Here is a 25,887-nt window from a genome sequence, read left to right as displayed (position 1 = left end):
TTTTATGCTTCATTCAAAAGTGAAGCTGTTATGGTATTTCGCGTGTCTTCAAAGTGACGCTTCACTTCATCTTGAATGCGTTCTGTATTTTGAGAATTTAATGCCTTAATCATTTCATGATGCTGCTTAATCAGTGGGAGCACAGCTGCTTTATCATCTCGAAATCTTTTTTCAGTCGTAATTAAAAGAGCAGCTAAAATAATTTCACGGATGCTTTCCCACAATTTTAATATCCGCTTGTGGTCTGCTTCGATAATCACGAGCTCATGAAACCGCAAATCTTGATAAGCAAACTCTACATAGTCATCGTATTTAGCTGCCATCTTCATTTGATCAATGCTTTGCTCCAGCTTTTTAATAAGCGAATCATGGTTGACTTCAGATAAACGTTCTAAGACAAAGTGTTCTAAAAGCAGACGAACATCGTACAGCTCGTTTAAATCCCTAGTTGTTAAACCAATAACAACTGCTCCCATTCGCTGTAAATCAATGAGCCCTTCGTTTGAAAGGATCCGCAGCGCTTCTCTGATAGGAGATCGACTCATTCCAAACTCTGACGAGAGCTGATTTTCTGATAGTATGGTTCCTTTTTTCAGCTCGCCGCTCATAATTTGAATTCTTAATTTGTTTACCACTTGTTCTCCCAGCGAGGCTCCGCGAAGCCATCTTTCCGGGTAGGTTACTCTTTTAATGTGTCATCACTTCCTCAACCAACTTGTATACAAGTATTCAAGATTTAGTATATAGATAAGAAACCTGACTGTAAACGTTTTCTTTGCGAAATGTATATTTTTACAATTCTTTCTTACACTAAGAACTACTGATAAATAAAAGGTGGGAAGATGGATGAATCAAATTATATTATGGGGAATTCTTGTTATTCCATGGTTTTTACTGCTACTGCTTGATAAACAGCGGGTTAAACGATTTTTTACTGTAGGGTTGTTTGCTGCATTAATGATGACAATCGCCTATCAAGTAGCGGAAAAAATGCACTGGTGGACGGTTCAAGAAAACGTATTTTTTCTTACTAGCATGGGAGCAACGATTTATTGCCTTCATATTGTGATTACGATCTTTGTCTTTTACCTTACGTATCCCGGGTTTATCTTGTACATAATGGTTAACATTATTTTGGATTTGATTCATGGTTATGTTATTGTTCCTTTTCTCGCTAAAATCGGACTTTATAATTTGTATGATATCAGTCATTTTGGACTTTTCCTTGTCATGACTACCGTAGCTATTATCCTTTACTTGTTTCAACGGCTGCTTGACTTTATATTTGAGGAAATCCCTGCATAAAAAGCCACAGCAAACGCTATGGCTTTTAATCAATAGAAAAATGGAATAACTGTATCTCCGCGAATCGGTTCAATAGCCGCATGAAACTGAATTCGTAAACTTTTTGACGTTTCGATGTCAGAGGCATCCATGACGTGAAAATGAATGTGAGGTTCGGATGAATTCCCGGAATTTCCACATCTTCCAAGCAGCGTTCCTTTACGAACCACGTCTCCTTTTTTCACAGAAACCGACCCTTTCTTCAAATGTGCAAGCACACTGTATTCTTTCCCTTCATGCTCAATAATAACGTAGTTTCCTAAGGGATTTTCTTTATTCGTGTGCCCAATTTCATTGTCTTCTTGGCCGTCAGCTGCTGAAACGACAACTCCTTTTAGCGGTGCTACAACCTTTTTTCCATAGGCATAGTAATCTTCGTTTTTCATTCCATCATTTTTATAGCTTTTCTTTCCTTTTCGCACGACTAAATCATATGCATACCCTTGGCTTTCGACTGGATGGTGATAGTTTAACATCTCATGCTTTCCTCCCCAATAGACAAACCATTCACTTTGAATCGGCATCGTATATTTGTTTGCACTCCATCTCTCTCTCTCTGAAAATGATTCTATAGGAGCAAGCACAAGTGCTTGTATAATGTTATGTTCATCAAATATAACGCTGATGGCTTTTGTCTGGGTAGAATTTATCCAAATAAACTGCTCAATTTGAGGAGTTAAATAAAGATTTGTTTCTAGTCTGTAGAACTGTTCTCCTTGATTAAACAATTTGCTCTGCTCCAAAAATTGCTGAAGCGAAACTTGACGTTTAAATTCTTCGCTTACACAATCATAAAGCTTCTGAAAATCCCCTTGTGCAAATAAAGTTCCAAACTTTTCTCTGATATTTACTTTTCTCTCTGTCTCCATCATTGTAATCCACCCTTTTATATGTATTTCAATTTGTTTGAATTATCTATAAGTAATACGTTTTATCTTATAAAAAGGTTTCATTTTCCAATTATTCTATCTAAAAATCTTCTTCTATGCCGTATTTACAATTTTCTCAATCCATTTTATACTTATTTTACAAATATTTGAAAGGGGGTGCAGCATGATGAAAATAACGTTAAATAAAAAAATCAAGCTGCGCCGAGTAAGTATTTTTGGCGCTTAAATTTTAAGGAGATTTCACAATGAAAGTAGCATTAGTACGTCATTACAAAGTAAACAAAGGGCTTCCAGAAAACCACCGTTTATCCACCGATGAACTAGTGGCTTGGTTTCAGGAATATGATGAATCAGATATTACGTATGGGGAGACTGATTTAAATAATATTGAATGGAAACGCTGTTTTTCAAGCGATATGCCGCGAGCACACAAAACGGCAAAGCATATTTATAAACAAGAGATCACTCTCCTTCCGGAACTTAGAGAAATACCTATGCCTATTATTCCAGTAAAATTCAAACTTCCTTTTATTCTCTGGGCATTACTGTTTCGCATGTCCGGACTCAGCAACAAACAAGCTCGTAAAGATATGGCTGAGACTAAGAGAAAAGTAGCAGCAGTGCTAGATCGCGCTATTTCCGAGTCAGAAGATGATTTGCTGATTGTCAGCCACGGAGGCATTATGAAGTTTATGCGTAAAGAACTTATAAAACGCGGCTTTAAAGGGCCTCGGTTTGATATTGCTGTTAACGGAAAGCTTTATCTTTTTGAAAAGCAATAGAATGAAGCTTACTAGAAAAAGTCGCAGAGACTACTCTCTGCGACTTTTTAATAACCATTTTCTTCAATTGTTAATGCTTCACGCAAAGCGATATCTTTTCGGATATTATGAGCGATTTCACGCGTGATTTCTCCTTTTTCATAAAGTTCTTGCACCGTTTCCCGCTCGGTATGAAACGCTTTATAACATAAATCTCTCGTTGCTTTTTTACGTTTGCCTGAATTATACTCCGTACTCTCTTTTCTAAGTCTTGCCATGGATCTATGGTATTCACTAATGATAGCAAGTGAAATCATTCGATTTTCTTCGTTCATGTTTTCTTTAATGACCTTTATCGCTTCTTCAATCATTTGAATACGTACTTTGTTCACTTTACTTCTTCTGCGCAGGCTTTGTTTTCTTAAAGCCTGCTTATTCGGTGAAAAAATTCGGACTAGTAGTAGTAAAACTTTTTTAAACCTCATCCAGCTCACCAATAATTTGTACCTTACACGATTGGTTACAGCCATTTCAAGCTTGTGCGTATGTTCCAAACAAATATACGCTGTCTCACGATCTATTTTTTCCTCTTTTAATAGCTTTTCCACCAATTTTCCCTTGGCCTGGAGAGCCAGCAATCGAATTTCTTCTTCATACTGTTTGTTTTCAGAGGCTTCTAAAGGATGCGTTTTAACAATGATGTTATTAATCGTTGTATTATACGTTGAAATTAACGAAAGCGCTGCTCCACGATTTTCTTCGGTCATTTCTCTTTTTAACCGCTGAATAGCAGCTTTGTGCACTTTAATGCGTGCTTTAACCTCTTTTGTATTGCGCTCAGGCTTCTTCGGCGCCTTTTCTGTTTTCGCAATAACAGGTAAAAGAATGCTTGCCGCAACTAAGGTTAACAATATAACGCCTGCTGCTAGAAAAATAATCAGAGAGCGTTCCGGGAAATCACTGCCGTTATCAAGCGTATAAGGAATCGAGAACGCTCCGGCTAACGTAACAGCTCCTCGTACACCTGAAACCGTAATAATACCAATAGACCGAGGCTCAGGTTTTAGATGCTTGTTGTTTTTGTAATACCAGCCTACTGACCATGATACCATCACCCAAATAAATCGTAGTACAAGCAAAAAGACAGTAATAATCAAAATATAAAGAAGCACTTGTCCATTATTAAAGTTTGGATCTTGAATAATTGCTTTCGCCACTTTTGGTATTTGCAGACCAAGCAGCACAAAAACCAAGCCATTTAACAAATATAAAATAACCGTCCAAGTACTTTTTGATACCACTTTAAGCTGCTGGTTAGGTGATTCCTCTCGGTCGCGCTCAATCGCATGCACAATGCCGCCTGCTACAACTGCCAAGATTCCCGATAGATGAAAGTGTTCAGCAATGTAGAAGACAACAAATGGAGTTAGAATTTGTATTAACATATGAATCGTAATGTCTTCCATTCCTAAACGTCGAACAAGTACACGCAGTCTGATAATCAGAAAAGCGATAAATGCTCCTACAAACAAACCGCCCAGCGCTACCCAAAGGAACTGAAATGTAGCATCTACGATTGAAAAAACGCCCGTTACGGTAGCAGCTACTGCTACTTGAAACGCTACAAGACCAGAGGCATCATTCATCAGTCCTTCCCCTTCAAGCAAATGCATAATTCGCTTAGGCAGCTTTACTCGGCTCGCCATAGCTCCAACTGCCACTACATCTGTTGGGGACAAAATAGCGGCTAGTGCAAATGCCGCCGGTAACGGAATGGAAGGGATAAGCCAATTGATTAGATATCCCCCTACTGCCACCGTTACAAAAACCAGTCCCAGCGCTAGTAATAAAATAGGTGTACGAAGCTTCCAAAGAGCAGCTCTTGACACGTTTTTCCCATCATTAAATAATAGCGGGGCAATAAATAAAATAAAAAATAATTCAGGTTCCAAATGGACATCTCCGCCAAATGGCAATATAGCAAGCCCTGCTCCCAAAGCTATTTGAACTAACGGAACAGGAATAAATGGCACAAAATGATTAATGATATTAGATAGACCAATCAAAGCCAATAAGACTAATATCGTCAGAAAAAATTCCATAAAAACAATCGACTCCTACTTCTATTTACATCTCTTTAAAGGTATCACGTTGTCTCTTTTCGTTCATTTTATAATGTTTAGTTTACGCTTTTTCTGCCAAAAAATGTTGCGGGTTATTAAAAAGTGTTCTTTCTTTTCGATAAGTTTATTTCTACGGAGATTAAGGGAACAGTATACATGATATTCTTTATTTACCATATAAATCAGCTCATCAAACTTTTATAAAGGAGGTGTTCCCTTATCCGTTTCAACGGGGTAAGGAGATAAATTTGGAAACAGTAAATGTCATCTTATTCATCGTATTAATCATATTAACAGCCTTTTTTGTTGCAACGGAATTTGCCGTCATTAGGGTACGGTCGACTAGAATCGATCAGTTAATTGAAGAAGGAAACCGGAACGCTTTAGCAGCAAAAAAAGTAGTATCAAATTTAGATGGTTATCTTTCAGCCACACAGCTGGGCATTACGGTTACCGCATTGGGTCTAGGCTGGATAGGTGAACCTACGGTAGGTCATTTATTAGAGCCGCTTATTGACATGCTTCCTTTTGCTACATCACTTTCGCATGTCATATCTTTTGTTCTTGCTTTTTCGATTGTCACATTTTTAAATGTGGTAGCTGGAGAACTTGCGCCCAAAACGGTGGCGATTCAAAAGGCCGAACAAGTGACGCTGTTATTTTCCCGTCCTCTTATTCTTTTTTCTAAGTTACTTTATCCGTTTATTTGGCTTTTAAACCACTCAGCAAGAGGCGTTGTCGGATTATTCGGCCTGAAGCCAGCTTCTGAAAATGAAGTAGCTCATAGTGAAGAAGAACTTAGAATTATTTTATCTGAAAGCTATGAGAGCGGTGAAATTAATCAATCGGAATTTAAGTTCATGAATAATATCTTTGAATTTGATAATCGTACGGCTAAAGAAATCATGGTGCCTCGTACAGAAATTGTTAGCGTATCAGCAGATGAAACGATAGAAGAATTCTTAAAAATGGCTAGAGTAGAGCAATATACTCGCTATCCAGTAGTTATAGATGGAAACAAAGATCAAGTGGTGGGATTAGTTAATATTAAAGAAATATTAGCGGATTACATAAAAGAAGATGATATCAAACCACGTACCGTGCAAACGTATATGAAACCCATCATTCAAGTCATTGATTCCATCGCCATTTACGACTTATTGCTTAAAATTCAAAGGGACAGAATTCACATGGCCATCTTAATAGACGAGTATGGAGGAACAACGGGGCTTGTAACGGTTGAAGACATTTTAGAAGAAATTGTTGGTGAAATTCGTGATGAATTTGATGATGATGAAATACCGGACGTACACAAAATTAATGAAAATCACTACGTACTAGATGCGAAGGTGTTGATTGAAGAAGTAAATGATTTACTCGGAACAACTATTGAACAAGAAGACGTTGATACCATTGGCGGCTGGATGCTGACCGAAAAGTTTGATCTTGCTAAAGGTGATAGCATCAAAAACGAAGGTTTTTCATTTAAAGTCATTGATATTGAACATCACCATATTAAACGAATCGAAATAACAAAGGAAAAAAGTACGGATCCCAGCTGATTATCCGTACTTTTTTTGATGCTCTTTTTTCATTTGCAAGTACTCTTTATTCTCTCGTACCTCTTTCCATTTTTCCATAAAAATTGATGCCGATTCTGCTTTTTGTTCATCAATTTGCCGTTCGTTACGCTCGCCGTCTTTGTTGTATTTCTTTCCGCCTTTGTAGTTCGCGTAGCGCCTCGATCGCGTGTATCCCATTTGGAGAAATTTCCGGGCCATGTCCATTCCAACAAAATCGCTTTTTTCTTTGTAGGTTAAAAAAAGCTGATAGATGGCGTCGGCGGATTCCTCAGCAATGTCAGGTGTACGAAAACGCCAGTGAGGAAGAATTTCACTTTTATATGGCTCAACAAGGAGAACTCCTTGTTCTCCTTTTCCTACTCTATACTTTTCAGGATGTTTTCTAAAATCGATATGTTCAAAGTCAAGTGAATAATCAAATGCCACGGCTCTTCCCTCCTTTTTGATCTCTACCCTTTACAAATGAATGATAAAACTTTTCTTAAAGAAGTTTTTCACATGCAGGTGAGGGTAATAATAGGTGGATAAGTATGGTTAACTTTTTTCTTCATACTAAAAGAAGTCCGAACTTATTAAATCATGATATGGGAGATTTCGTTATGTCAATAAAGCTACAGCAAAATCGAATAAAAGCTAATTTTTGGATTACTCCTTCTATATACGGAATTGTTGCTTTTATTTTAGCCACTATTAGTACATTTTTAGATCGATATTTGACAGCTCACAAACAGTGGTTAAAGTTAGTTCCTTCCGTGTTTCTAACGGATAAAGAGCTTGCTCATACTATTTTAAGTTCAGTATCAAATTCCTTATTAACGATGACGACAATTACGTTTTCTTCTGTGTTAGTGGTACTGACTACGTTTGTAGGTCAGTTTTCTCCTAGAACGATTCAGAACTTTAATACAGATGCCAAAACTCAGCGCGTGCTTGGCACTTTTATCGGTGGATACGTATACGTGCTTGTAGTGCTCATTCAAGTTCGCAGCAACCAAGTCAGCAATACTTTTATTGTTCCTTCATTAGCCATCGTGGTAGCATTCATTTGCTTAGGGATGTTTGTGTTTTTGATTCACCACGTCATCAACTGGATTAAAGTCGGAAATTTAATTTCAAACATTGCCAAAAAAACGATGCTTACCATTGAAGAGAGACGGCTAGAACAACAAAAGCACCCCGAATCAAAGAATGAAATACAGGTTGATTTTGATAGTGAAAACACACTGCAAATTAAAAGTAACAGACAAGGATATATTCAATATATCGAACTCAACCATTTAACAGCACTAGCATCTAAATTAAATGTCATTGTTAAACTCGAAAAAGCACCCGGAGAGTATGTAGAAGCAGACACACCGTTATTAACTGTAATCACTCACAATCAATCGTTAGAACGTGAAAAATTTCTTCATTGCTTGTTTATTACAAATGACCAAGAATCGATCCAAGACGTAAAATTAGGTATTCAAAAACTAAGTGAAATTGCATTAAGAGCTATTTCACCAGCTATTAATGACCCTGAAACAGCTATTAACTGCATTGAACAGCTCACGCAAGTGTTTATCAAACTCGGACAAAGTTATTCTTCCTCTCCTTATTATTGCGATGAAGAAGGACGTATTCGAGTGCTGCTAGAAAAACCTTCTTTTACGGATTATTTGTACAAAGCGTTCTATCAAATTCGCCATTATGGAAAAGAAGATGTTTCCGTGATGTCTGCTGTCATTAAGGCATTAACTGTAATCGCTGAAACAAATCGCTCTGCCATCAAAAACGACGTGTGGTTTTTTTCTTCCTATATCGTAGAAGGACTGCAAAAGGAAGAGTGGCTTAAAATGGACAAAGAGTTTCTTAATCAGCTTCTCAAAAACCTTGCAAAAGCTTGTGAAAAAAAATGCCGGTCTATGTTGATAGAATAAAAACCAAAAAAAGCCGCTCATCAACTGAGCGGCTTTTTCTTACGATGTGAGGAACTTCTAATCTATGGGATAACAAACGGGCTAGAGTCGTTTTTCCACTTCCAACGGATCCAACGATATGTATTTTTTTACATGAAGCGCTTTGAATACTTCATCTCCTCCTACTTCAAACCTGTTCTTTTACACATATTGTATCATTCAAGTTCTTTTTCTCTAATGCAAACCAAAACGTTTTATGCTAGTATTTTATGGTACTTGACTGACAAAAGGAGTGAAAACACAGTGCCTAAAACCCTTTTTGGAAAACTTACGCTGTTTTGGATTGGACTATTTTTATTAATTACAGGTCTATTTTTTTATTATAAATATACAAACCAAGGGTTTACAGCTGCAGATTTATTCTTTCGCTCCTCTCCTCCTTTAGCTACTATTGGCTTTCTTTTAAGCGCAGCCGGACTATATGAAGAACGAGGAAAAAACAAGCTAATTCCTCTTGTTGTACTCACCATTAGTTTTATCATGCTCTGCCAAGCAGGCTATCACTTTATCCATATGCATACTCCACCGCCGCGTCCCTGACTTTGTCTCATTCTCATTTATAAAAAAGCTCTCGTTTAGTATATTAAACGAAGAGCTTTATTTTCTATTCAAATAAACGCACAAGCTTTTTTGTATAGGGATGCCTGTTTTTATCAAATAGCTGTGCACGGTCAAATTGATCGATAACCTCGCCTTGCTGCATAACCATCATGCGACTGCTCATAAATTTTACTGCTGCTAAATCATGCGAAATAAAAAGATAAGACAGCTGAAAAGTCTCCTGCAAATCTTTTAATAAATTTAAAATCTTTGCTTGTACCGTAACATCAAGGCTCGCTGTTGGTTCGTCTAACAGTACCAGAGACGGACCTACGCTAATGGCACGCGCAATCGCTACACGCTGAAGCTGTCCTCCGCTGAGTTCATGGGGATAATTCAACGCATATTCTGCGTTAATTCCAACTTTTTCTAACAAATAAAAAGCGATTTCTTTTTCATTTCTGCTCACATGAGATAAAAATGAAGGAACGGTTCGCTGCTGCCGCAAAGGCTCGAGCAAAGAATCGATGATTTTTACTTTTGGATTAAAAGAAGCCGCGGGGTTTTGAAATACCACTTGCATGCCTAGACGAGCTTGCTGCAGTTTTTTCCCTTTTAACCGGTGAAGAGGTTTCTCTGCAAACCATACTTCTCCCTGCTGAGCCTCTGTTAACCTTAGCACGCTTTTTACAAGCGTACTTTTTCCGCTTCCACTTTCTCCGACAATCCCTACACATTCCCCTTTATCGATATGCAGGGAAACATTATTTAGCGCTTTAACGTCTTTATACTGTTTCACAAGCTGCGTGACGCGTAATATATTTTTTTCTTTCATATCTCACTCCTATATCAACACTTTTTTCTGCGTATCTAACAATCGATCAGGCGTTTTCCGTAAAGAAGGAATGGCGTTAAACAGTTTTTTTGTGTAAAAATGACGCGGAGTGTGAAGCAGAGATTCGATACTGTTTTCTTCCACGATTTCTCCTGCTAGCATAATGGCTCCCCGGTCCGCATATTTCCGCACATGACGCAAATCATGAGTAATAAACAGAATGGCACAGCCAGCTTCTTCTTTCAGCTTATACAGCAGCTGAAGAACTTCAGCTGCTGCCACGCTATCTAAAGCCGTAGTTGGTTCATCTGCGATAATCAAGGCAGGCTTCATCACCAGCGCTAAAGCAATCGCTGCTCGCTGAAGCTGTCCTCCGCTCAGCTGAGCAGCATAGCTTTTATACACGCGTTCATTAGGTAAATTCACCGCTTTTAAAGCCTGAAAAATGGCGGATTTCCTGTCTTTTTTAGACAGCTCACTATGAGTACGAACCGTTTCATCAAACTGCTTTCCAATTGTTAAAAAAGGCGTAAAAGCGCTTCGATAATCTTGAAAGATATACGAAATATCTTTTCCAAGGATAGGAGCCTCTCCTTTCTGTTTAAAGGTGATAGAGCCTTCTTTAAGCGTTACACCTGAAGGCAGCAGTCCTCCTATCGAAGCAGCAGTGATGCTTTTCCCGCTTCCGCTTTCTCCAACGAGCGCCATCCACTGTCCTTGTTCGATTGTGAAAGAAACGTCTTTTATGATTTGTTTTGTTTTATTATAAATGGCTAGATGCTTTACTTCTAAAACGATGACGATCACCTCTTTTATCGATTAACTTGATATTTCCCTCGAATATATTCACCTAAAGCTGTAAACGTCAGCACAAATAAAATAATGGCCACACCTGGTATCAACATTAGCTGCGGAGCATTGTAAAAGTAAGCCCTGCCTTCATTTAGCATCGTTCCCCATTCCGGAGTAGGCGGCTGAGTCCCTAGTCCAATATAGGATAATGAAGCCATCATTAAAATAATTTTCCCTATATCCAGCGTAGCAAGAACAAGAATATGTCCCCCGACGTGAGGAAGAAAATGGCGAAGGATTAAAGGCAGTGTTCCCACTCCATTTAATTTAGCGATCAGCACATATTCTTTTGACTTCTCTTGAAGCACAATACTCCGCACTACCCTTGCATAACTAACCCACTTTACAATAACCATTGCAGCAATTAAGTTAAATAATCCAGGCCCTAACAGTCCGCTTAAGACAATGGCTGCAATATAATCAGGAAAAGCTAAAAAAGCATCTACAATTCTCATTAAAAAGCGATCTATCTTTCCTCCAATATACCCTGAAACTAAACCAACCGGGACTCCAATCAAAAGAGAGAGCGCTAAGACAAGAAAACTAGTTCCAATCGTAGTCTGAGATCCAGCTATGATTCGTGAAAAAAGATCTCTGCCTAAGTGGTCAGTCCCTAGCCAGTGATCACTGTTGGCTTTTTGAAGCCGGTCTTGCATATTGACTTGTGTGGGGTCCATTGGTATTAGCTGACTTCCAAACAGACAAAATAAAATAAGCACAATACCACACATGCTTATTACTACAAAAAGAAGCTGCGGCTTTTTCACGTTTTATCCCCTCCCTTTACATAGAGCTGGGGATTTACATATTTGTAGCTCAAATCCACAAGTGAATTGATTAAAACAACAAACAGGCCCATCCACAAAATATACCCTTGAATCACAGGATAATCACGATTCATAATCGCATCAATAACTAGTTTTCCAATTCCAGGATAAGCAAAAAGCACTTCAATAATAACCGTTCCTCCAAGTAAACTCCCTAAGCTTGTCCCTAAAATGGTAAGAATGGGTGTTAAGCTATACCGAAACGCATGGAAAATAAAAATGCGGCTTTCACTTATTCCTCTTGCTCGAGCAGATCGTACAAAATCTTGTTTCAATCCTTCTAGCAGACTAGCTCTAATCATTCGCATATACACAGCGGACATGGCAAAACCAAGTGTTAAAGAAGGCAGCACAAGATGGGCTGCTGTGCCTGTACCCATTGAAGGAAGCCATTGAAGACGTACAGAGAACAGCTGTATAAACAAAAGACCGAGCCAAAAGCTTGGAATAGACGCTCCAATTAAAGAAATACTTCTGCTGAGATAATCAATCCACTTATTTGGATATAGTGCTGACAGCGTTCCGAGTGGCACAGCTATTAACAGCATCACAACCAAAGATGCAACCGTCAAGCGCAGCGTAGCCGGAAACTTCTCAACTAATTCGTCGATGACTGGCTCTTTTGTCATATACGAAGATCCTAAATCAAACTGAAAAAAACGCGTCAGCCATTTTCCATATTGAATATATACAGGTTCGTTAAACCCTAGCTCTGTTCTCAAACTATTTATTTGTTCCTCAGACACTGCCACGTCATCTACGCGAAGCATTTGCTTAACCGGATCTCCCGGAGCTAGCTTCATTAAAACAAAGCTGAGAAACGATAGTATAACTAAAAAAATGAGTAATTCTATTATTCTTTTACCAATTAATTTCATATCTACTTCACATCTAAATCCTTTGTTATCACATAGTATTCACTTTTGGCTGTAACCCAATTTTTCACATTGTCTCTATAGGCTACAAAATTGTTCGGGTGAACAATCGAAGAATGCAGCGTTTCCTTTTCTGCTATTTCTCCGGCTTGTCTTGCTAACTTATTGCGCTGTTTTTGATCAATGGTTTTATTAAGCTCATCAATAATGGAAGCTAATGCTGGTTCATGAAAATGTCCAACATTAAATGCCCCTCCCTCCGTATAAAGAGCATTAAAGAAATATCCTGCATCTCCTCGCGGCGCGGTTACTAGGCTGTATGTAACGATTCCCCAATCATCTTTTGTTGTCATATACTCATCCATATTTTCCACTTGTTGAATGTCTATTTTCACACCAATCTTTTTTGCTTCTGACTGAAGCATTTGCGACATTAAAGGCAGTTCTGGACGATAAGGGTATGTAACAAGCTTAAAAGAAAGTTGTTTTCCATTTTTTATTGCTTTTCCATCCTTGAGTATATAACCGGCTTTTTCTAAATGTTTTTGAGCCTCACTTGGTCCGTAGGTTTTCGTTTTTTGATCGTTCGAAAAATCCAAACTATCTAAAAATGGACCTGCTGCTGGTGAACCTTGACCTGCGAGCGCTGTGTTGACAACATCCGTGGGATTTAATAATACATCAAACGCTTTTCTCACATTTTTATCTTTAAACGCTTCTTGCCTTGAATTATAGAAAAGCATTTGATTTCTGAGGCTCGGCTGTATATCTACTACAATAGATGAATCTTGTTTTAAAGTATTTAAGCTTTCAATTGCCGGACGATATACAATATCAGCTTCACCTGATTGTAAAGCAGACGTGCGTGCATTTTCATCATCATTAAATGTTAACACAACTTCATCCAATTTTGGTTCCGCGTCCCAGTATTCTTTGTATTTTTTTACTTTCATTTCACTATCCGGTTTAAACGAAGCTACTTTAAATGGTCCCGTTCCCACTGGTTTACTTTTTATATCTGAAGTATCTACATCAATAATTGCCGTGTTTGGATGAACAAGTTCAGAAGGCAACGTAGCAAGCGGCTCTGTTGTTGTAATGATCAAGATTTGGCCACTGGCTTTCATTTCTTTAATTTTAAGTGCACTTTTCATTGCTTCGCTTTCTTTTATCGTTCTTTCTAACGAATGTTTCACGGCTTCAGCATTCAAATCCTTGCCATTTTGAAACGTAATCCCGTCTCTAATCTCAAATATCCATGTCGTCCCATTATCTTCTGTTTTCCATTTCTTTGCAAGCCATGGTTCAATCTGTAATTGCTCATTCACTTTGACTAGTGTTTCCGCAATGCCGGCTCGTACAGTGGTATAATTTAACTGTGGATCGAGCGTGTCACTTGGAAAATTCGATACAAAAGTAAGTGATTTTGTTTCCCTCTCTTGTCCGGTACTCGCGGATTTACTCGAACATGCCGCTAGCATACCTATCGTAGCAAGCGTTAAGCATAGCAGACTTATCTTTTTTTTCATATAAACCCTTCCTTTATTAAAAGCTATCCTTTTTTATGTACTGTCTCTAACTATAATTCCCCTCCTTTAAATCGTAACGATTATTATTATCATAAAAAGTTTAATTTGTTTACCTTACTTTGTCAACAAAGGTTTTTAAAGTATACAGGTGCTCTAACATCTGTTTTCATCCGTTATGATGATTGAATTTATTGATAACGTATACAAATGAGCAAAAAAAAACAAAGCCTTCTCGAGGCTTTGTTTATGCAGGGTATTTTTTTCTTTTATATTTCCACATCATATATCGATAACGAATCGTGCAGCCTATACAATACCCCATCAGCGCTACACCTGCAGCAAGAATCACCATTATACTAAATAAATAGCCGACAAGCGTATAACCCATTAAAAAGGAAATGAAAGCAACTCCCATACATATCGTTGCAATCCATTGGTTAAAAAGCTGCTGATCCCGGTCTTCCATTTGATAAGAAGAAGCAGGCTTTTTGAGAAGCGTTTTCCCTGCCATAATTACGGGATTACGCTTTGTTGCAAGTGTGACTACTCCAACGAGAAAAGGCAAAAGTAAAAGCCACTTTGCCGCAAGTAAAGCGAGCAAAACCGTTATAACGATAAAGAGTTGATTAAGCTGAACTAATGGTTTGGGAATGCTCATGGAACTCCTCCTTCTTAAAACCTATTATACAAATTGGTTTACTAATTTAAAAGAAAAAGCACTCCAAATGAGCGATAAGACTCATATAAAAAAGTTACATAATTTCACTAACGTACTTTAAAATCAGTATCGTAAATAAAATCAAGACAACGTATCGTAAAGAACGGATTCGACGTTGAAGAAGACGTTTTACATGCCTTTTATTACGCATATGGGTTCTTCCTTTCGTATATTGAATTGTCTTTAGACACACTTATATCATACTTTTTCGGAAAACACCAACGTCAGAAAAAATTGCCAAGAATTGCGGCTTTATGCGCTTAAAAAGCCTTTTCCAATTACGTCTCGTACATCGTGTACAATCACAAATGCTTCATCATCAATTTTTTTAATCAGCTTTTTAAGCTTAATAAGCTCTTGCTTGTTAATAACAACATACAAGATTTCTTTTGACTCTTTTGTATAGTTCCCTCGACCGTTTAGAATCGTTACACCGCGATCAAGCTGTTCATTGATTTGGTCCGCCACCTCGTTTTTGTTGCTTGAAATAACGGTAACGGCTTTTTTCGCATCAAATCCTTCAATAACGAAATCAATTACCTTTGTTGTAATGTAAAGCATAACGATTGTAAATAATAACTTTTCGGCTCCAATAATAAAATAAGAAGCCAATACCACTAGTAAATCAACAGCTAAAAGTGCGTAACTGACTTTCCAGTTTAAAAACTTATTTAGAATTCGAGCAATAATGGCTGAACCTGCTGTCGTTCCGCCAACTCGCAAAATCATCCCAATTCCAACCCCTAGCAGTACACCGGCAAAAACCATGCCGATGAGCTCTTCATGAAGATGAAGACCCCAGCCTTCAGTTACGTGAAGAAAAATAGATGTAGCGATAATCGTAATCATCGTATAAACGATGGTTTTTTTCTCTAAAAATTTATACCCTACGATAAGTAAGATACCGTTTAAAATAAAGTTAGTGATGCCCGTTGAAAGATGCGTTGTATAATATAAAATAATGGAGATACCCGTAACGCCGCCTTCACCTAGTCCTATTGGAATGACGAACATGTTAACTGCAAGTGAAAATACAAACGAACCTATTAATAAAAAGATGACATCTTTTACTGTTTTACTCATCGATTAAACCCTCCTCAGCATAAAAATTCACATAAAAAAGCCCCTTCTCCAAAAGAGAAGAGACGCTTATGTTTAGTTTTTATATTACGTATTCTTAAATTGCCATGTATGACTATAATATGTTCACATACGTTTGTCAAACGGAAAGTTTATGCATTATGTGTAACCAAGGCTATGAGTCATTTATCTTTTATGTATACTAGGAATGTTTTAATTTATTTAAACAAAGACGGATGCAGGAATTAGTCGACTCAATTAATTCTTTATCGCCTTTTTTCAATCGAATTTCTAACGAGCGTTGAAAATAGTGATGCGCTCTGGAAACAACCCGCTGATCAAGTAAACATTTTCCATAATGCTGATAGACAAAGTCTTCATATATGTGAAGGTCTTCATCTGCTTTTAATTGTTCAATGAGTAGCTGAAACGTTTCATTCGCTTTATCCCACTGTTCTTGCCAGTGATATGTATGTCCAAGTCGGATCGTATTCAAAAATTCACCTTTTGTATCAGCATGTCGGTCATATAGATAAATGGCCAGCTGCAGATGTCTTTCACTGCTCATTAATTCTCCAAGTATGCGCTCATATACACCAATATGTCCATATGTTTTAGCAGCGGCACACTCATCCTCTTCTTCAAGAGCTCGTTTCTTTAAATAGATAATTCCCTGCTTCATTTGGTGTGGGTTAACCGGAACTTCTCGAAGCTGTTCATTAAATCGATAACTCATATTAAACGGAAGATCTCTGATGTTCATGCACGCTCCTTTCATGTGGCACATCAGCAAACATACTTTCATGACCGCTTGCTTATGGTCCATTGGATGTAGGGTTCTTTCCATTTTGATACGTTTACGCGATTTACAGGAAAGCTCAGCAAAACTGCTGAGCTGTTGGTTCTTATTATTTTACTTATATATCCATTTTATCACAAAAAATACTACCGTAAAGATGATCAGGCAGTCTTCATATAAAAAAATGGTTTTTTATCAATAAAAATGGTTTTATGCTCTTGAAAGCCTATACGCTGATACAATTTTTTGGCTTCTACGTTATTATATTCAACGTTTAACGATAAAAACATCTTACGCTTTTTGGCTTCTTGCTTGGCTACATTTAAAAGAGCCGTTCCTATCCCTTTTCCGCGGTAAGCTTCATCTACACATAGAGAGTCAATATAATAATCTCCATGTTCCGTTTCTATATCAATTTCCCACGCTGGATTATTAAGTTTAGCACGTACAAAACGCTTAACTGGTTCATAAAGCGTTTGTAACATACTTCCTTCATAGCAAAGCATAAGTCCAACTACCTTCTCATCGACTTCTGCGACTGTAATATGATGATAGCTATAGCGATTCTTCTCAGACAGAATAAACGCTTTAAGTCTTAAAAGCGCTTCTTCATTCGTTGTAGCCGCCGTATGAGAGCGTGCAATACTGCCAAGCATGTCATAAAGTAATTCCGTTACAGCAGAAGCATCTTCTTTTCTTGCTTTCCTTATTTTCACGATTTTCAAACTCCCTTTATCCTCTTTGCTTGCTTTATTTGCAGCAAAACTTCTTACCTATCTACTTTAACACGAAAAAGAAAAGAAAGAAAAAATTAACTCCTAATCTTCCTTTCATTGTATAATTAATGTATATTTTCAAATGAATGGATGATGACTATGAAAAAACGCCGGCAGCAGAAAGATAATACGATGAGCGGGAGAGAACTTATAGCGGAGGTTCTTTTACAAGTGCCTCAGTTGCTCATATGGCCCGTGCGTCTTCTTATACGAATTGGTCGTTCTTTGTTGGACGGTATTTAGCCAATCCTATACACATACTTACGGAACTCACAAAAAAGAAACTCAGCAGCTACTGAATTTCTTTGTTAGTTTTTTGCTTTTTTGTATCCTGCTTCTTGTGCATCTTTTTCGGTACAGAACCAAATGATGTTGTTCATGGTTTGATTGTAGTGCGCCCCTGTTGGCACGTGATAAATTTTAGAGTTTTGATTTCCTTTTATTTTACCTTCACAGCTTGTGGCAGATTGAGTATCTTTTTGATTAGAAGAGGACTGATTTTTTACAGCATCCGTGTTATATCCTTTTTCTTGTGCATAGTTTTCAATACTCCAGATGCCTTTTTCGCTTTTTCGAGCCTGCTCCTGTATTTTCTTAAATTCGTCTACGTACTTTGTATTAGGAGGAAATACCGCTACGCGGGCTAGCCCTTTTGCTAGCAGCTCTTCATTGTATAGCTCATTGTCTATCCATATATACGCAAGTAACCGTCCATATTGATCACGTTCTTGCACATCAAATTCAAGAGTGATCTCCTGCCCTTCTAGCCTTTTTTTCGTGTAAGCAGATGCTTCTGGACCAAAGGGCTGTACGCCTAGTTTGGGATGCTTTGTTTCTGGGGTATCGACAAGAAGTAGTCGTACGCGATCCGTCTTTCCGTTCAGCATTTTTACTTTAAGCGTATCGCCGTCCACCACTCTTTCTACCGTAGCTGCCTCACCTACTACGTCTTCACGACTTGCTTTAGAAGGACTATGGTCTTCTTCTTGATCTGATGAACCTTCTACTTGAACTTCTTGTTTTGTATCCGTAGAAGGTGTGCTTGAATGACTTGCCTGCTCATCACTGCATCCAGTAAGAAGCAGCACAAACGTCGCGATCATGATGTAAATAATTGCTTTTATTTCTTTCAAAACCCGGGTCCTCCTTTAACACATTCCCTATCTACTATATAAAAGTAAAATGATTTTATAAATAGTGTAAATCACCTAAAAACAAAAACTCGTGAAAATACCTTTCACGAGTTTTTCGCGCAGCTTGTTTTAAAGTCATTATTTTAAATAGCATTTATTTTATTTTTATTTCACGAACACATTTTTCGTTTTTGTGTATCCAGATTTTTAATCATGAGGATATTTTACACTACAAATACATTTATCGTCTACCGGCTTATAAGAATAAGGAATAGCCGCACAAATAGAATAAGTGTGAATATTTCAATATAATAACTGACTACCATGATGACTATTTTTTTGTAACATAAATAAGAGCCCTTACTAACAATAGCTAATAGGGCTCTTCAAACCTTTGTTTTTACGATCGAATTTTTTGTTTGCGCATCCACTGGGTAGCGACCCACTTTTCTCCTTTTATAACAGGAGCTCCCCCGTGGAGAGTACGGTCATTAAGTTCAGCATCACTATAAAAATATTCAAAGTACACGGCCATTCCCTTTGTCGGAGATACGGAAAGACCCAGCTTAGGAAAATAAGTTTCTCCTCCTTCTTCCACATCATTTAAGTACATAACCAATGTACTAATACGGTTATTTTTAGATGCTTTACTTGCAGAAGTGAAATAATCGTGATGCGCTTTGTATTCTTGATCAGGCAAGTATTTTAAAACTTGAAGGCCTTCAGCATATTCAATAGACGGTCCCATTATCTTAGAAAGTCTCTTTTCAATTTGATGTACAAGCTCGTTTTCACTTTCTTCAAAAAACATGCCGCTGCTCGTTCGAATACTGTTTACTTCACGTTCAGCTCCAATTTTTGATCGCTGCATTTTATCTTTGGATAGCTGTATAAGTTCGTCACATTCTTCGGTACTTAGGACATTTCCTAAAACTAGAACAAGAGGCTCTTCAAATCGAGCAACAATATTAATCTCTCTGTCTTCTAATTTAATTTTATTCCCTGAATGGCTAAAAATCGTTTGTTCTTTCGTTAGTAAAGATGTATTAGTTGTAATCATCTTTTATCGGCTCCTCAAAATAGCTATTTTCCAATTCTTCACTCCATTATATGTAAACGCTTACTAATAAGAATTATATCATGCATACGAAGTAAATTCTGCTAGCAAAGGAAATAAATAAAAAGAAGCCCGCAATATAACGGAGCTTCTTCATTTTTTCTTATAGATTTCACTTATATTTTAAACACTTTATAAAGTAGCCTAAAAAAATTCTTTTAATCTAAAGCATACGTGCCAAAGGCCGCCTAAAATCAGCGGTACGCAAGTTCTTTTTTACTTAAATTCAGCGTTTGTGCTGTAGAAGCATGAATTTCGTTAAAAAGCGCTGGATTTTTTACCAGTGACAAGCCGTAAGAAGGAATCATTTCTTTTATTTTTGGTTCCCAGTTCTTCATATGCTGCGGGAAACATTTTTCTAGCACTTCAAGCATAACATGAACGGCAGTCGAAGCACCTGGCGAAGCCCCGAGCAATGCAGCAACGGAACCATCCGCTGAACTCACAACTTCTGTACCAAATTGAAGAGTTCCTTTACCTCCGGCTTCCGTATCTTTGATTACTTGTACACGCTGACCCGCTACGACGATATCCCAGTCTTCGCTTTTTGCGTTTGGAATAAACCCGCGAAGTTCTTCCATACGCTTTTCATTGGACAACAGCACCTGCTGAATCAAGTATTTCGTTAAGCCCATCTCTTTGACGCCTGCTGCTAACATCGTTAAGATATTATTCGGTTTTACAGAATTGATTAAATCCAAATTTGAACCCATTTTTAAGAACTTTGGTGAAAATCCGGCAAAAGGTCCAAACAGCAGTGTTTTTTTGCGGTCGATATAGCGTGTATCAAGGTGCGGAACCGACATCGGTGGAGCGCCAACCTTTGCTTTTCCGTACACTTTCCCGTGATGCTGCGCTACAACTTCGGGATTAGTGCATACCATAAATAATCCGCTTACCGGGAACCCTCCAATATGTTTGGACTCAGGAATATCCGTTTTTTGGAGTAAAGACAGACTTCCGCCTCCTCCTCCGATAAAAACAAAGTTTGCCGTGTGATATTCCTGTTTGCCGCTATGAATATCATGTACTTTTACTTCCCACGAGCCGTCTGCGTTACGTGTCAGATTTTCAACGCTGTGGTTATAGTTTATTTCTACGCTTTTACTTTTTAAATGTGTAAACAACATACGAGTTAAAGCTCCAAAGTTCACGTCCGTCCCTGAGTCAATTTTGGTTGCCGCAATTGCTTCAGTCGATGTACGGCCTTTCATAACAAGCGGCATCCATTCTTTTAACTTTTCAGGACAATCCGAATACTCCATCCCTTGAAACAACGGATTATTTGATAGCGCTTCAAAACGTTTTTTCAAAAAGGATACGTTCTTTTCTCCTTGTACGAAACTCATGTGAGGGATTGGCATAATAAACTCTTGCGGATGATGAATTAAATTACTGCTTACAAGATACGACCAAAATTGCCTTGAAAGCTGAAACTGTTCATTAATTCGCACTGCTTTCGTAATATCTATGGATCCGTCAGCTTGTTCAGATGTATAGTTCAACTCGCACAGTGCAGCATGGCCCGTCCCTGCATTATTCCATTCATTGGAGCTTTCTTCTCCTGCATCTGCGAGTTTCTCAAATACTTTGATTTCCCATTCCGGCGCTAACTCTTTTAGTAAAGATCCCAACGTTGCGCTCATCACTCCGGCCCCAATTAAGATAACGTCTGTTTTTTTATATACATTGCTCATCACAATCTTCCTTATCTTTTATATTTTAAAAAAGCACCTTTTAGCAACACGCCTGTTCTACCTGACTCTCTATAAATTAAGTATGTCTGACAAGTTGTCTGTCTTACATAATGGGAATTTTTATACATACCCTTTCATCTTGTCCTTTTTTAACATGCTCAATATCACTTCAGCGGTTTCTTCAACTGCTTTACCTGAGACATTAACAATAGGACAACCAATGCGCTTCATAATTTTCTCAGCATATTCCAGCTCTTCAAGGATTCTATCTACATTGGCATAATTGGCTTGAGACGCTAAACCTAAATTTTTTAATCGTTCTTTTCGGATTTCATTGAGCTTATCCGGTGTAATAACTAAACCAATACATTTATTTTTTGGAATAGTAAAAAGTTCATCAGGAGGCGTCACTTCTGGAACTAACGGTATATTCGCTACTTTAAGACTTTTATGAGCTAAATACATAGAAAGTGGCGTCTTAGATGTTCTCGAAACACCAATCAACACTAGATCAGCTCGCTTGATGCCTCTGAAGTCTTGTCCATCATCATATTTAACAGCGAATTCAACTGCTTCTACTCTTCGAAAATAGTTATCGTCTAATTTTCTTGTTAATCTCGGTTGAAGATTAGGTTCTTTATTAAAGGTTTGGCTAAAGGCACTCATAAGAGGGGTCATCAAATCAATGGCTACAATTCCTTCTTCTTGTGCCGTTTGGTCAAGATACTGTTTTAAAGGTGGGATGACGATAGTATACGCAATGATGGCTTCGTTACACCTTGCTTCGGCAATGATATTATCAATATTTTCCTCATTTTCTACGTAAGAAGTATTTTGAATTTCAATATCTTCTCCACTAAATTGAGTTAAAACTGCTTTTACCAGCAGCTCAGCCGTTTCACCTACTGAGTCGGAAACTATATAGACAATTTTTCTTTTAATCACATTAAATCTTCCTATTCTTTGATTTTGATAGTTTAATAACGCTAATATTTTTATTTAGCAGCTTACAAGATACACAATTTAATAGTAATGAATAGATAAATATGCTGGTCACTGTGATTATAAACACTTTAACAAAACAATTAAATTAAGAATTTATGTCATACTAATTACGAAATAAATATAAATATGTTATACTATTTTCATTAAATGTTATATTAGCATTAAATATACGGAGATACAATCCCTTTTCTGCGCATTTTATAAAAAGTTTGAAGAAAGAAAAAGTTTAGATTTTAAAATGTTTTATGCTTTGGCATGGTGGCACTCATCAGGGCTGAGAGGTGTTTTGCAGGGATAGGTACGAGGATAGTTATATAATTATGTTGTTTATAAATAAAAATAATGAACGGTTTACTTTTCACCTTATGTATACTAAAAACATCGCCTAACAGACGATGTTTTGAAGAGCTGGTTATAATGCATTGTCGTGAAATAGATTCATTTTTATAAAACGGGATTACTTCTAGTAGATTTTTGCAATAAAAATTTAGAAAGATAATGAGATACGCCGTTTTCGTCACAGTTAAATTCCGTTATGTCATCGACAATTTCTTTAATATGATCCGGCGCGTTTTTCATCGCTACAGCATAGCTGGCAAACTGAAACATTGGTAAATCATTGTTGCTGTCGCCAATTGCTAGAATGTCTTGCTCGGGCAAATTAAAATGTTTTAGCATTTGCTGAATTCCCGTTGCTTTATTTACGTTTGCCACCATCACTTCGACATTGTGTTTAGATGAAGTAGAAGTTGTAAAGTCTGTTTCTTGCTTGAGTTTTTCAAGCTCTTCTTTCCATTTATCGATATGCTCGTGCGTTCTTGCAAAGAAATAGAACTTTGAAAATTCACTTCCTTCTACGGAATCTTTCCAGTCAATTTCTTCTTTAATTGCTTGTTTACGAGAAAGCCATTCGTTAATTTCCACACTGTCTGGCTTTGGCTCTTTAATTTCATTTTCAACATACGGCTGATCTTGTTTTAACGTCACGCGAGGTGTGCCATACGGGAAAAGCTCGTAGTATACCTTGTTCGCTCTTGCTTTTTCAATAATAGTTTCCACCAATTGAAGTGAAAGCGAATGCTGAAAGACTGATTCTTTTCCTACGTATCCTGCCATACCATTTGATGTGATAAATCCATCTACTTGAAAGCCTTCAGGAACTAACTCTTCTATTTCATCAAACGCTCTTCCCGTAGCAATAAAAACAAAAATTCCCTGTTTTCGTAATTCGTCAATGGTTTCTTTTGTTTGAATACTTACTTTGTTGGAGCGATTTAATATCGTACCGTCCATATCTAAAAAAATTGCTTTAGGTTTTAACAACATATTTATTCCCCCTATTTGTAAAAAGAGTGTACTTGGCAAGTATAAACTTTTCCATTTTCAAACTCAATGAATGTACTTTGCTTTTCTCTTTTATAAAGCTACTATAATACTCTCCTTACATCTAAAATTGTACAAGCGCTATAAAGAAAGAATTTTATATTTGCAATAAGCCTTTATATACTAATAGCTGGTTAGGCTAATTTGATATAAAACAGCATTCACAAAAACGAATTTTCCTTTTAGCCTTTAGAGTATCGTTCAAAAAAGATATAATAAGAGTGTTACAGATTAAATACATACAGAGGAGGTCAACATGAACGAACCATCCAATTTTTCTCCTTACCTTATTAAACAAATCAGCGATGCGATCGATGACAATATCAAAGCAAAGTGCATAGACTTTTTATATGATTCTCATTCGTTTTTTTCGAATGAAAAAGATTTTATAGAAGACTACATTTTAAATATATTGCAAGATACGTTTGTTTTAGAGAATAAATTAATAAATCCTAAGGAAATACGAAACCCAGCCTACAAAAGAAGACAATCAAATAAAAAAAACTGGCTGCAAACATTAAAAAAAGATATTAAAGCAGAAAAGCCTAATCCTATTTTTGAAGACATTGAATTAGCCAAAAAAGTGATGGATAAAAAAGTGGATACCGAACACTTAAAAAAGCTGTTTGGCGTGGAAAAACCTGAAGATATTTTAAAGATAAAGTTAAAAGAAGTAGAGGCATGGGCTAAAAGCAAAAAAACAAACATTACCGATTTTCCTTATTTAGATTCAAAAATGAATTATCAAATAGAGAAAGCATTTCACACGGACTTTACTTTTTTAATTGCGGAAATCATCTTAGAAAAATACAATGGAAATTTAAGCAACTGGATTGATAAACGATTAAATTCGTGGGTAGAGGCGCCTATCTTCTCAAACGAAAGTCATTCTCTTAAAACCAATATGGAAGTTAAAACAAACTCCCAAGAAGTCGTTTTATATAATGACTATAAAGTTGATGAAGAATATTTCATTCGCACCATTATCCCTGTGAATGATAATCAAACGGTTCTTTCCAAACGAAATATGGTTTTAGACCCAAAAGATTCCCAAATTATCCAGTTTGCTCTTTCACAGCGCGACGAGATGTTTTATAAAGAAAAAACGGTGACTCTTGATTTAGCGGATATCGTGAAAGAAATTTATAATTCAAAAGGTGTAAAAAACTATGAAGCCGTTGAAGCCCGCATTATGAAAATTGCCAGATATCACGTAGAAGGTGTAGCAAAGAAGAAAAATTCCAGAGATACAAAATTTGCGATCAACTTCTTTCAAAAGGCTGTTATTGAAACCGATGAAGTAACGGGCAGACGATATGCAACGATTGTATTTAGCGATGATACGCATCAAGGCTTTTTAAATCAGCAGTTTGTACAAATTTACAGTGATGTTATTAAAAAGTTTAAAGATAACTCGCTGTCTTCTTTACTGCTTTATGCATTTCAAAAAGAGCGTTTAGACTGTTATTTACAAGAAAAGTCTTACACTCATTTTTACCCGTATCAATATTTTGCTTCAAAAGTTCGTTTTCGTTCAAAGAAAATTGATGTAAACCTAAAATTAATTAATGAATCTCTAGCAGAATTTGTTAGCAATCAAGTACTGATCCAAAGTTATCAGCAAAAACTTCAAGGATTTGAAATCTCTTTTATTCCTCTTCAAAATTATGAAATTCAAGACTATTTTGGAGGAGAACATAGAGAAACATTGGAAGGGTAAATCATTCCCTTCCTTTTTTATTTGACATTTTGCCATTTTCGTCTTTTTGATACAAAATCTCCCTCTATTTTCATTTCATAGTTTGGAAGTTTTGTCATTTTTAACGTACTACACAAAAGCTTTTGCCGTTTTTGACGTACTCCTCCGCTACTTTTGCCGTTTTCTGCGTACTAATTACTGTCTTTTGCTGTTTTTGACGTACTACTTTGCTTCTTTTGCTGTTTTTGACGTACTACTTTGCTTCTTTTGCTGTTTTTGACGTACTAAATTCATTTTATTTACTCGTCATCACTTATTAATTGTTAATTATTCTCTTTTTTTCGTAAAACAATCCTACCTTTT

General features: G+C 37.0%; 25 protein-coding genes and 1 pseudogene. 7 read left to right on the top strand and 19 right to left on the bottom strand.

What is annotated here, in order from left to right; translation table 11 throughout:
- Positions 1 to 2: 2 nt before the first annotated feature.
- A complete protein-coding gene (locus ACWATA_RS10130; protein WP_473049802.1) occupies positions 3 to 635 on the bottom strand; it encodes a GntR family transcriptional regulator in 633 nt (210 codons plus the stop codon).
- Positions 636 to 846: 211 nt separating this feature from the next.
- Here ACWATA_RS10130 and ACWATA_RS10125 point away from each other — a divergent pair, with 211 nt between their 5' ends.
- Positions 847 to 1,305 (top strand): hypothetical protein, encoded by a 459-nt coding sequence (locus ACWATA_RS10125; RefSeq protein ID WP_098113156.1) that lies wholly within the window; start codon positions 847 to 849, stop codon positions 1,303 to 1,305.
- A gap of 29 nt (positions 1,306 to 1,334) precedes the next feature.
- Here ACWATA_RS10125 and ACWATA_RS10120 read toward each other — a convergent pair whose 3' ends face one another.
- On the bottom strand, positions 1,335 to 2,216 hold the full coding sequence (locus ACWATA_RS10120) for a M23 family metallopeptidase (RefSeq protein WP_473049801.1): 882 nt from the start codon (positions 2,214 to 2,216) through the stop codon (positions 1,335 to 1,337).
- Between the two features lie 263 nt (positions 2,217 to 2,479).
- Here ACWATA_RS10120 and ACWATA_RS10115 point away from each other — a divergent pair, with 263 nt between their 5' ends.
- A complete protein-coding gene (locus ACWATA_RS10115) occupies positions 2,480 to 3,016 on the top strand; it encodes a histidine phosphatase family protein (protein ID WP_325076384.1) in 537 nt (178 codons plus the stop codon).
- A 47-nt stretch (positions 3,017 to 3,063) separates the two neighbouring features.
- Here the strand turns inward: ACWATA_RS10115 and ACWATA_RS10110 are convergent, their stop codons facing one another.
- A complete protein-coding gene (locus tag ACWATA_RS10110; RefSeq protein ID WP_028412925.1) occupies positions 3,064 to 5,097 on the bottom strand; it encodes a Na+/H+ antiporter in 2,034 nt (677 codons plus the stop codon).
- Between the two features lie 269 nt (positions 5,098 to 5,366).
- Between ACWATA_RS10110 and ACWATA_RS10105 the strand changes: the two genes are divergently transcribed.
- The gene (locus tag ACWATA_RS10105) at positions 5,367 to 6,680 is read left to right on the top strand and encodes a hemolysin family protein (RefSeq protein ID WP_033579360.1); all 1,314 of its coding nucleotides are present in this window, start codon (positions 5,367 to 5,369) and stop codon (positions 6,678 to 6,680) included.
- On the opposite strand, the gene ACWATA_RS10100 is transcribed toward ACWATA_RS10105, so the two are convergent.
- Positions 6,681 to 7,127 (bottom strand): DUF4385 domain-containing protein, encoded by a 447-nt coding sequence (locus ACWATA_RS10100; protein WP_034268877.1) that lies wholly within the window; start codon positions 7,125 to 7,127, stop codon positions 6,681 to 6,683.
- Positions 7,128 to 7,300: 173 nt separating this feature from the next.
- Between ACWATA_RS10100 and ACWATA_RS10095 the strand changes: the two genes are divergently transcribed.
- Positions 7,301 to 8,620 carry a DUF2254 domain-containing protein gene (locus tag ACWATA_RS10095; RefSeq protein ID WP_473049800.1) on the top strand — a complete coding sequence of 440 codons (1,320 nt, stop codon included), beginning with the start codon at positions 7,301 to 7,303 and terminating at the stop codon, positions 8,618 to 8,620.
- Between the two features lie 46 nt (positions 8,621 to 8,666).
- Here ACWATA_RS10095 and ACWATA_RS10090 read toward each other — a convergent pair.
- Positions 8,667 to 8,768, bottom strand: a pseudogene (locus ACWATA_RS10090) (DNA topology modulation protein FlaR); the annotation flags it as partial.
- A gap of 134 nt (positions 8,769 to 8,902) precedes the next feature.
- On the opposite strand from ACWATA_RS10090, the gene ACWATA_RS10085 reads away from it, so the two are divergent.
- Positions 8,903 to 9,199 (top strand): hypothetical protein, encoded by a 297-nt coding sequence (locus tag ACWATA_RS10085; RefSeq protein WP_034268885.1) that lies wholly within the window; start codon positions 8,903 to 8,905, stop codon positions 9,197 to 9,199.
- Between the two features lie 64 nt (positions 9,200 to 9,263).
- On the opposite strand, the gene ACWATA_RS10080 is transcribed toward ACWATA_RS10085, so the two are convergent.
- From ACWATA_RS10080 to ACWATA_RS10040, 9 genes are all read right to left on the bottom strand, one after another.
- Positions 9,264 to 10,034 (bottom strand): ABC transporter ATP-binding protein, encoded by a 771-nt coding sequence (locus ACWATA_RS10080; protein ID WP_165635327.1) that lies wholly within the window; start codon positions 10,032 to 10,034, stop codon positions 9,264 to 9,266.
- A 9-nt stretch (positions 10,035 to 10,043) separates the two neighbouring features.
- Positions 10,044 to 10,841, bottom strand: coding sequence for an ABC transporter ATP-binding protein (locus ACWATA_RS10075; RefSeq protein ID WP_165635328.1), 798 nt, complete (start codon positions 10,839 to 10,841; stop codon positions 10,044 to 10,046).
- A gap of 5 nt (positions 10,842 to 10,846) precedes the next feature.
- The gene (gene nikC / locus ACWATA_RS10070; protein ID WP_165635329.1) at positions 10,847 to 11,653 is read right to left on the bottom strand and encodes a nickel transporter permease; all 807 of its coding nucleotides are present in this window, start codon (positions 11,651 to 11,653) and stop codon (positions 10,847 to 10,849) included.
- On the bottom strand, positions 11,650 to 12,591 hold the full coding sequence (gene nikB, locus ACWATA_RS10065) for a nickel ABC transporter permease (RefSeq protein ID WP_028412916.1): 942 nt from the start codon (positions 12,589 to 12,591) through the stop codon (positions 11,650 to 11,652). The genes nikC and nikB overlap by 4 nt, the downstream gene beginning before the upstream one ends.
- Before the next feature lie 2 nt (positions 12,592 to 12,593).
- Positions 12,594 to 14,117, bottom strand: a complete 1,524-nt coding sequence (nikA, locus tag ACWATA_RS10060) for a nickel ABC transporter substrate-binding protein (RefSeq protein WP_367078057.1) — start codon at positions 14,115 to 14,117, stop codon at positions 12,594 to 12,596.
- 244 nt (positions 14,118 to 14,361) lie between these two features.
- Positions 14,362 to 14,775, bottom strand: a complete 414-nt coding sequence (locus tag ACWATA_RS10055; protein ID WP_165635331.1) for a DUF4395 domain-containing protein — start codon at positions 14,773 to 14,775, stop codon at positions 14,362 to 14,364.
- Positions 14,776 to 15,087: 312 nt separating this feature from the next.
- Positions 15,088 to 15,918: a YitT family protein gene (locus ACWATA_RS10050; RefSeq protein WP_116740831.1), complete on the bottom strand. Its 831-nt coding sequence runs from the start codon at positions 15,916 to 15,918 to the stop codon at positions 15,088 to 15,090.
- A gap of 199 nt (positions 15,919 to 16,117) precedes the next feature.
- Positions 16,118 to 16,678 carry a hypothetical protein gene (locus tag ACWATA_RS10045; RefSeq protein ID WP_460092121.1) on the bottom strand — a complete coding sequence of 187 codons (561 nt, stop codon included), beginning with the start codon at positions 16,676 to 16,678 and terminating at the stop codon, positions 16,118 to 16,120.
- A gap of 197 nt (positions 16,679 to 16,875) precedes the next feature.
- The gene (locus ACWATA_RS10040; RefSeq protein ID WP_013057535.1) at positions 16,876 to 17,430 is read right to left on the bottom strand and encodes a GNAT family N-acetyltransferase; all 555 of its coding nucleotides are present in this window, start codon (positions 17,428 to 17,430) and stop codon (positions 16,876 to 16,878) included.
- Positions 17,431 to 17,589: 159 nt separating this feature from the next.
- On the opposite strand from ACWATA_RS10040, the gene ACWATA_RS10035 reads away from it, so the two are divergent.
- The gene (locus ACWATA_RS10035; protein ID WP_158307786.1) at positions 17,590 to 17,733 is read left to right on the top strand and encodes a hypothetical protein; all 144 of its coding nucleotides are present in this window, start codon (positions 17,590 to 17,592) and stop codon (positions 17,731 to 17,733) included.
- A gap of 65 nt (positions 17,734 to 17,798) precedes the next feature.
- On the opposite strand, the gene ACWATA_RS10030 is transcribed toward ACWATA_RS10035, so the two are convergent.
- The 5 genes from ACWATA_RS10030 to ACWATA_RS10010 all read right to left on the bottom strand — a co-directional run bounded on the left by ACWATA_RS10030 (position 17,799) and on the right by ACWATA_RS10010 (position 23,768).
- Entirely contained in the window at positions 17,799 to 18,623 is an 825-nt protein-coding gene (locus tag ACWATA_RS10030) for a thermonuclease family protein (protein WP_473049799.1), read from the bottom strand.
- 400 nt (positions 18,624 to 19,023) lie between these two features.
- Positions 19,024 to 19,683 carry a 2OG-Fe(II) oxygenase gene (locus ACWATA_RS10025; RefSeq protein ID WP_033579371.1) on the bottom strand — a complete coding sequence of 220 codons (660 nt, stop codon included), beginning with the start codon at positions 19,681 to 19,683 and terminating at the stop codon, positions 19,024 to 19,026.
- A 251-nt stretch (positions 19,684 to 19,934) separates the two neighbouring features.
- Positions 19,935 to 21,437, bottom strand: coding sequence for a malate:quinone oxidoreductase (locus tag ACWATA_RS10020; protein WP_473049798.1), 1,503 nt, complete (start codon positions 21,435 to 21,437; stop codon positions 19,935 to 19,937).
- Positions 21,438 to 21,557: 120 nt separating this feature from the next.
- Entirely contained in the window at positions 21,558 to 22,382 is an 825-nt protein-coding gene (locus ACWATA_RS10015) for a pyruvate, water dikinase regulatory protein (RefSeq protein ID WP_473049797.1), read from the bottom strand.
- 504 nt (positions 22,383 to 22,886) lie between these two features.
- A complete protein-coding gene (locus ACWATA_RS10010; protein ID WP_099331105.1) occupies positions 22,887 to 23,768 on the bottom strand; it encodes an HAD family hydrolase in 882 nt (293 codons plus the stop codon).
- A 313-nt stretch (positions 23,769 to 24,081) separates the two neighbouring features.
- Here ACWATA_RS10010 and ACWATA_RS10005 point away from each other — a divergent pair, with 313 nt between their 5' ends.
- A complete protein-coding gene (locus ACWATA_RS10005) occupies positions 24,082 to 25,545 on the top strand; it encodes a hypothetical protein (RefSeq protein WP_013083667.1) in 1,464 nt (487 codons plus the stop codon).
- Positions 25,546 to 25,887 lie beyond the last annotated feature (342 nt).

This window comes from Priestia sp. USM5 (assembly GCF_058323215.1).
Note: the sequence above shows the minus strand (reverse complement) of the source record. Positions and strands in the feature narration are given on the sequence as shown.

What these genes read in the sequence shown, in the direction of transcription:
- ACWATA_RS10035 (WP_158307786.1), top strand. Translation starts at nt 17,590, where the DNA reads ATGAAAAAACGCCGGCAGCAGAAAGATAATACGATGAGCGGGAGAGAA.
- nikB (WP_028412916.1), bottom strand. Translation starts at nt 12,591, where the DNA reads ATGAAATTAATTGGTAAAAGAATAATAGAATTACTCATTTTTTTAGTT.
- ACWATA_RS10125 (WP_098113156.1), top strand. Translation starts at nt 847, where the DNA reads ATGAATCAAATTATATTATGGGGAATTCTTGTTATTCCATGGTTTTTA.
- nikA (WP_367078057.1), bottom strand. Translation starts at nt 14,117, where the DNA reads ATGAAAAAAAAGATAAGTCTGCTATGCTTAACGCTTGCTACGATAGGT.
- ACWATA_RS10025 (WP_033579371.1), bottom strand. Translation starts at nt 19,683, where the DNA reads ATGATTACAACTAATACATCTTTACTAACGAAAGAACAAACGATTTTT.
- ACWATA_RS10080 (WP_165635327.1), bottom strand. Translation starts at nt 10,034, where the DNA reads ATGAAAGAAAAAAATATATTACGCGTCACGCAGCTTGTGAAACAGTAT.
- ACWATA_RS10005 (WP_013083667.1), top strand. Translation starts at nt 24,082, where the DNA reads ATGAACGAACCATCCAATTTTTCTCCTTACCTTATTAAACAAATCAGC.
- ACWATA_RS10010 (WP_099331105.1), bottom strand. Translation starts at nt 23,768, where the DNA reads ATGTTGTTAAAACCTAAAGCAATTTTTTTAGATATGGACGGTACGATA.
- ACWATA_RS10045 (WP_460092121.1), bottom strand. Translation starts at nt 16,678, where the DNA reads ATGAACATCAGAGATCTTCCGTTTAATATGAGTTATCGATTTAATGAA.
- ACWATA_RS10050 (WP_116740831.1), bottom strand. Translation starts at nt 15,918, where the DNA reads ATGAGTAAAACAGTAAAAGATGTCATCTTTTTATTAATAGGTTCGTTT.
- ACWATA_RS10055 (WP_165635331.1), bottom strand. Translation starts at nt 14,775, where the DNA reads ATGAGCATTCCCAAACCATTAGTTCAGCTTAATCAACTCTTTATCGTT.
- ACWATA_RS10095 (WP_473049800.1), top strand. Translation starts at nt 7,301, where the DNA reads ATGTCAATAAAGCTACAGCAAAATCGAATAAAAGCTAATTTTTGGATT.
- ACWATA_RS10120 (WP_473049801.1), bottom strand. Translation starts at nt 2,216, where the DNA reads ATGATGGAGACAGAGAGAAAAGTAAATATCAGAGAAAAGTTTGGAACT.
- ACWATA_RS10110 (WP_028412925.1), bottom strand. Translation starts at nt 5,097, where the DNA reads ATGGAATTTTTTCTGACGATATTAGTCTTATTGGCTTTGATTGGTCTA.
- ACWATA_RS10115 (WP_325076384.1), top strand. Translation starts at nt 2,480, where the DNA reads ATGAAAGTAGCATTAGTACGTCATTACAAAGTAAACAAAGGGCTTCCA.
- ACWATA_RS10020 (WP_473049798.1), bottom strand. Translation starts at nt 21,437, where the DNA reads ATGAGCAATGTATATAAAAAAACAGACGTTATCTTAATTGGGGCCGGA.